The organism is Kaistella sp. (assembly GCF_049588135.1).
Lineage (GTDB): Bacteria > Bacteroidota > Bacteroidia > Flavobacteriales > Weeksellaceae > Kaistella.
Window position 1 is genome coordinate 1 of record NZ_JBAVFG010000146.1, and the last position, 5,928, is coordinate 5,928.

The 5,928-nt window shown below is 33.3% G+C and carries 5 protein-coding genes; 3 read left to right on the top strand and 2 right to left on the bottom strand.

The genetic code is table 11. The features are described 5' to 3' along the window. The first annotated feature begins 114 nt into the window (after positions 1-114). Together WBY99_RS08505 and WBY99_RS08510 are read left to right on the top strand one after the other, a co-directional pair. The gene (locus tag WBY99_RS08505; protein WP_423975901.1) at positions 115-645 is read left to right on the top strand and encodes a hypothetical protein; all 531 of its coding nucleotides are present in this window, start codon (positions 115-117) and stop codon (positions 643-645) included. Between the two features lie 124 nt (positions 646-769). After that, positions 770-1,486, top strand: a complete 717-nt coding sequence (locus WBY99_RS08510; protein WP_423975902.1) for an AAA family ATPase — start codon at positions 770-772, stop codon at positions 1,484-1,486. A gap of 101 nt (positions 1,487-1,587) precedes the next feature. Here the strand turns inward: WBY99_RS08510 and WBY99_RS08515 are convergent, their stop codons facing one another. Both WBY99_RS08515 and tilS read right to left on the bottom strand, forming a co-directional pair. After that, positions 1,588-3,660 carry a cytochrome c biogenesis protein CcdA gene (locus WBY99_RS08515; protein WP_423975903.1) on the bottom strand — a complete coding sequence of 691 codons (2,073 nt, stop codon included), beginning with the start codon at positions 3,658-3,660 and terminating at the stop codon, positions 1,588-1,590. A 34-nt stretch (positions 3,661-3,694) separates the two neighbouring features. Next, on the bottom strand, positions 3,695-4,990 hold the full coding sequence (tilS, locus tag WBY99_RS08520) for a tRNA lysidine(34) synthetase TilS (protein ID WP_423975904.1): 1,296 nt from the start codon (positions 4,988-4,990) through the stop codon (positions 3,695-3,697). An 88-nt stretch (positions 4,991-5,078) separates the two neighbouring features. On the opposite strand from tilS, the gene WBY99_RS08525 reads away from it, so the two are divergent. Beyond that, positions 5,079-5,915, top strand: coding sequence for an OmpA family protein (locus tag WBY99_RS08525; RefSeq protein WP_423975905.1), 837 nt, complete (start codon positions 5,079-5,081; stop codon positions 5,913-5,915). Positions 5,916-5,928 lie beyond the last annotated feature (13 nt).

Here is a 5,928-nt window from a genome sequence, read left to right on the forward strand (position 1 = left end):
CTTGAGTTATTTAGCAAATCAGGTTCTGAGTTGATTCCTTGATTTAATTTTACGGAATAATTTTGGCTTTCAATATTTCATTAAATGAGTTAATAAAATAAAATCTATATAAAAATGAAAAATCTATTGCTCATCATTCCGATTTTGTTGCTTTCTTGCAATAAGGAAAAAGTGCTTGCTGAAAAGCAGATAAAGAGTGATTCTGCCATTCTTTCAGACCCGAATAACATTGTGAATAAAATGGATTCCGCAGCGAACGGAATTGTTTCTATCGACGAAAATAATGCTTTAAAAGAGTCGTTCAAAACTGAAAGAGTTGTTGACGGAAATGAAATTATACATACCATTAATGCGGCAGATCTTCCAATAACAATCGCTGATGAATTCTCTACTAATGATCAACAATTAGTTGTGAAAATCAAGTATTTTATTGGAAAGAAAATCGTTGGGAAAATCACACCGAAAAATTCTAATATGAATATCAGGTTCAATCAAATTAAATTACCCAATGGCAATTTCGATGGCCCTTTCGGAAGAGAAATTTCTTATGACATCAAAACAAAAGGCGAACTCTGGCTCATCATCGGAAAAAGTTTGATGGCTTCTGGCGAAGAGAAAGGAAAATTTACGGTGGATCTAGAATAGCATTTATTTTGTATTTCGAAAAATAGCCAGCAGTAATTGTTGTTTTTTTTGATGACTTAAGAATCTTTTATCAATGGATCAATCTCCCAAATCTTCCCTAAATTTGTCCTTAGAAATTTAAAGTATGAATGTTTTTGATCTTATTATTAACGATAAAGAAGTAGTCGCTTTAGAAGATGTTTTTCTGAATAAATACAATCACCAGAATATTCAGCAACTTATAAAAGAATACAAATATGTTGAAGAATTAACGAAATACGGTTTGCCTGTCAATAACAAAATTCTCTTGCAAGGACATTCCGGTTGCGGAAAAACAACTACTGCAAAAGCAATTGCCAACGCACTTGGGAAACCCATTTTAATTTTGAATTTAAGCAATGTCGTTTGTTCTAGAATTGGCGAAACTTCTCAAAATATCAAACAGGTTTTCGATAAAGCAGCACGGGAAAAAGCCGTTCTTTTTCTTGATGAATTCGACCAAATCGGAAAGGAAAGGGGAAGCGATGACAAAGATGTCGGCGAAATGAGAAGATTGGTGAATACTATTATTCAGCTTATTGATTATTATCCGACAAATGCTTTATTGATTGCTGCTACGAATCATGCAGAAATTATAGATGTTGCTTTGATGCGAAGATTTCAGCTCCGAATCAATTTCGAAATGCCGACCGCAGAAATTTTGGATACGTATTACGATAAAATTTTATTGCCATTTCCCATAGCGTTTCAGAACTTCGAAAGACAGTACACTATTTCCTTTGCAGAAGCGAAAGATTATGCGTTTACGAAGATAAAATCTTTATTAATTGAGAAATTAGAGCAAGAAGAAAAATCAGTTTAATTCATTTAAAATATTTCCTAATAAAAATAACCGACAATTACTGCCGGTTATTTTTATATCAAGACTAAAAGTCAATTATCTATCATCTTTTATCTATTCGTCTATTTTCCTTTCTTAAAGAAAGTAATTCCACATTCCAGGAATGCTTTAAAATCCTCTTTCGGCATATAACCAGAAACTGGAGTATTGATTACTTTTCCGTCTGGTGAAATCAAAACATAATGCGGTTGCGAATTATTATTAAAGTTAATTTGCTGGAACAAACTCCATTTGTCACCAATTGTTTTTACTTTTTTCTTTTGGCCATTGCCCATGTCAACCGAAGTTTGCTCGCTTTCTGGCAACGCTTCTTTGTCATCAACATATAAGGAAACGAGAATAACTTCATTTTGTAGAATTGGTAAAATGTCTGGTTCACTCCAAACGAATTCCTCCATTTTACGACAGTTTTCGCAACCGTAACCTGTGAAGTCAACCAACATTGGTTTGTTTTCTTTCTTCGCGATTTCAATGGCTTTGAAATAATCATGTTCAGGGTGCATTCCCAGGATCCCGTCTTTTTCATCGTGAATATAACTCACATTGATTGGAGGCAAAATTCCGCTTAGATATTGCAATTTCGGTCTTTCTCCCGGAAATAATCCTTGAATTAAATACACCACAAAACCAATTCCTAAAACACCAATGACTTTTCTGGTCATTGAGATTTTTGCATTTTTATCATCGTGTGGAAATTTGATTTTCCCGAATAAATAAAGCACTAATCCAATTGAAATCAAAATCCAGATTGCGATAAATAGTTCTCTTTTCAGGAAGAATGTTTTGGAAACTAAATCTGCTTTTGATAAGAATTTTAAAGCCAAACCTAATTCAATAAATCCTAAGAAAACTTTTACGGTATTCATCCAGCCACCAGATTTTGGTAAACTTTGCAAAGCTTGTGGGAATAATGCCAATAGTCCGAAAACGATTGCCCACGAAAATCCAAATCCTGCCAAAGCAAAAGTCAACAACATTGGAATGTCTGCTGAGCCTGTAAGAGAACTTCCTAATAAACTTCCTAAAATTGGTCCTGTACATGAGAATGAAACAATTACCAATGTTAAAGCCATAAAGAAAATTCCGATAATTCCACCTGCATCTTCTGCTTTCGAAGATTTATTCGCAATTGCGCTTGGTAACGTAATGTCATAATATCCGAAGAAACTTCCTGCGAAAAATAAAAAGATTACGAAGAACGCAATGTTCAATCCAACACTTGTCGAAATTTGATTAAAAATATTTCCAGCAATTCCATCAATGATATGGAAAGGAACACTTAATAAAACGAAAATTAACAAGATAAAAAATCCGTAAATAAACGCATCTCTTTTACCTTTCGCTTTGTCTTTTGAACCTTTTGTAAAGAACGAAACCGTTAATGGAATCATCGGGAAAACACATGGCGTCAACAATGCGATTAATCCTCCGAAAAATCCTAATAATAAATACGTCCAGAAGTTTTCAGAATTTTGTTTCTGGGCGATTCCGCAATCAGTTTGCGGATTTGTGAAATCAATTGATGCAACTTTTAATCCTTCTTGTACGGTTGCAACCGATTCCGCAATTGTAGTTTCTTCAATATTGGTGGCTTTTGCACTGTCTGCATTGGTACCAGCAATCGACGTTGAAGCGGCTTCTTCGGTTACGGACGCTGTTTCTGCAACAGCAGCAGTTGGACTTATTTTTTGTTCAAATTCTAAAGTATTCGGAGCCAAACAAACTCTGTCATTACAGGTTTGATAGGTTATTTCTGTAACAACATTTGCAGGTTTTGTATTGTTTTTAAGTTTGAATTTCTGTTTAAATAAAACGGAATTAGAATAGTAAACAATTTGAGCACCGAAAGCTTCCGAATATTCATCGTGCTTTTTGCCCACTTCAATTACTTTCCCAATAAGCTCGATTCCGTCTTTTGAAGACACAATCACTTCCGTTGGAATCCCTGAGTCTTCAGGCAAATCTTTGGAATAAATATGCCAGTCTTTTTCCATTGTTGCCGTTAAAACCGCTTCGTATTCGTTGTTTGGTAACGAATTAATGGTGTATTTTAATTTTACAGGATCTTTAATTTGTGCGGTAATTCCCTGAAAAAGGAAAACGAGAATAAGGATCAACCAATTTTTAAATTTCATTTTTTATTTTACTTTTTTTGCGCATTATTCTAATTTAAGAATGTGCTAATTTTACTTTTATGATTTCTTTAGATTCTTTCGTTGCTGCAAATCTGCGGTCTTGGCGAAAAGGAATAACTCCCAAAATATCGTTATTCGCATCGCACAAAAGCCAAATTTTTTGCTGCGCTAAAATAGGAATTTTTTCATCCTTAAAAAACTTAGAGATTTTCTTTTTACCGATCATTGAAATTGGATAAAATAAATCACCTTCTTTTTTAGGTCTTAATTTTAAAGGAAATTGAATTTTTTCTTTATCGAATTCCCAATTGAAATTCGCGATTTCTTGCTTGATGAATTCAGAAATATTGATTTCATTCTCATTATTAATAATTAAAGAAATCACCTGTTCATCAGATGTTTCTTTGGTTGAGGTTTTTAGATTTAAAGTTTTGCGATCAATAATCAAAAGATATTCACCAGAATTGAATTGCTTCCCAGTTTCTGCCTTTTTAATTTTTTTAATTTCATCAACATCATTAAATCCGTATTTTCGAAGAATTTCAAATTGCACAAAATCGTTTTGATTAAAGAATTTCTCTTTATTAATAATGAAATAATCTTCTTTATGCGTGATGATTTCTTTTTCAATTTCCGAAATTTTTTCTTCAACGAAATTTTTAGTTTGATTCAAATAAGAAATGCTTTTGCCAAAATTTTCCAAGAAATTTTCATTGGTTTCAAACAGTTTTGGCGCAATTTCGTTTCGAATGAAATTTCTTAAATAATCGTTTTTTTTGTTCGATAAATCTTCGCGGAATTCGATTCTGTTCTCTTTGGCAAAATCATAAATTTCATTTTTAGTAAAATGTAAAAACGGACGTAAAGTTTTGTTTTCATTCGCCGGAATTCCGCTTAAACCTTTAATTCCAGAAGCTTTTGAAAGGTTGATGATAAAGGTTTCTAATTGATCATTTAAATGATGCGCAGTGACGATAAAATCAATATTTTCTTCTTTCTGAATTTTTCTAAAGAAATTATAACGCAAATTTCTCGCCCAATTTTGCACAGAATTTTCGGGCTTTTTATCTTTTCCCGAAACTTCGTAAAGATGAAATTTGATTTGATTTTTCGAGCAAAAATCCTCAACTATTTTTTGATCGAAATCCGAATCTTTACCTCGTAAATGATAATTAATATGCGCAACCTGAAACTTTAAATCTTGAATTTTGAATAATTCTGCTAAAACCATAGAATCAACGCCACCACTTACGGCGAGCAAAAATCTGCAGTTGCGATGCTGAACGCAAATTTGACCTAATGATTGATCAAAAGTCTTTAAATTTAGCAATTTTAATGTTTTTTTAAGGAATATTTAGCAAAGATAATTCTTCTGTTCAAAATGAATTCTCTATTTTTGAACGAATAAATAGAATATTATGAATATTGGAAAAATAGGAGCTGTTTTAGGAATGGCAGTATTGATGACTTCTTGTGTGAGCAAGAAGCAGTTTGATGCATTGAATACAAATTACAACCAATGTATTACTAATGTAGGTGAGAGACAACGTGAGATTCAGGATTTGAAAGCTACGAATGCTGGTTTATCAAGCGAAAATGCACTTTTGAAAGACCAAAATCATGCATTGAAATCCTCTCTTGATGCTTGTTTGGCAAACAGTGGGAAAGGTTCTGCGAACATTGATAAATTAATTGGCGAGATTAATTCATCAAATAAATACATCAAACAATTGATCTCTACCAACTCGAAAAATGATAGTTTGAACTTGGCTTTATCTAATAAACTAAAACGTTCGTTGGATAATATTGCCGATAACGACGTTCAAGTGAAAGTGTTGAAAGGAGTAGTAATGATTTCTTTGTCTGACAATATGTTGTACAAAACTGGCGATTATAACATTTTGCCAGCGGCGCAAGATGTGTTAGGAAAAGTGGCGAAAGTAATTAATGATTATGACACTTATTCCGTATTGATCGAAGGGAATACGGATAATGTTCCGTTGAATTCTAGCAACTTACCGAAAGACAACTGGGATTTATCTGCATTGAGAGCGACTTCAATGGCGAAAGTGCTTCAAACAAAATTCGGTGTAAATCCAGCGAGAATTACTGCGGGTGGACGAAGCGAATACAACCCGAAAACGGCCAACGCATCGGTTTCTGGAAGAGCAGAAAACCGTAGAACAGAAATTATCATCATGCCTAAGTTAGATGAGTTTATGAAATTGATGGATATTGCTCCGGTGAAAAACTAAGCGATTCTTAATG

Coding starts and splice junctions, on each gene's coding strand:
- WBY99_RS08505 (WP_423975901.1), top strand. CDS start 115: ATGAAAAATCTATTGCTCATCATTCCGATTTTGTTGCTTTCTTGCAAT.
- WBY99_RS08510 (WP_423975902.1), top strand. CDS start 770: ATGAATGTTTTTGATCTTATTATTAACGATAAAGAAGTAGTCGCTTTA.
- WBY99_RS08515 (WP_423975903.1), bottom strand. CDS start 3,660: ATGAAATTTAAAAATTGGTTGATCCTTATTCTCGTTTTCCTTTTTCAG.
- WBY99_RS08525 (WP_423975905.1), top strand. CDS start 5,079: ATGAATATTGGAAAAATAGGAGCTGTTTTAGGAATGGCAGTATTGATG.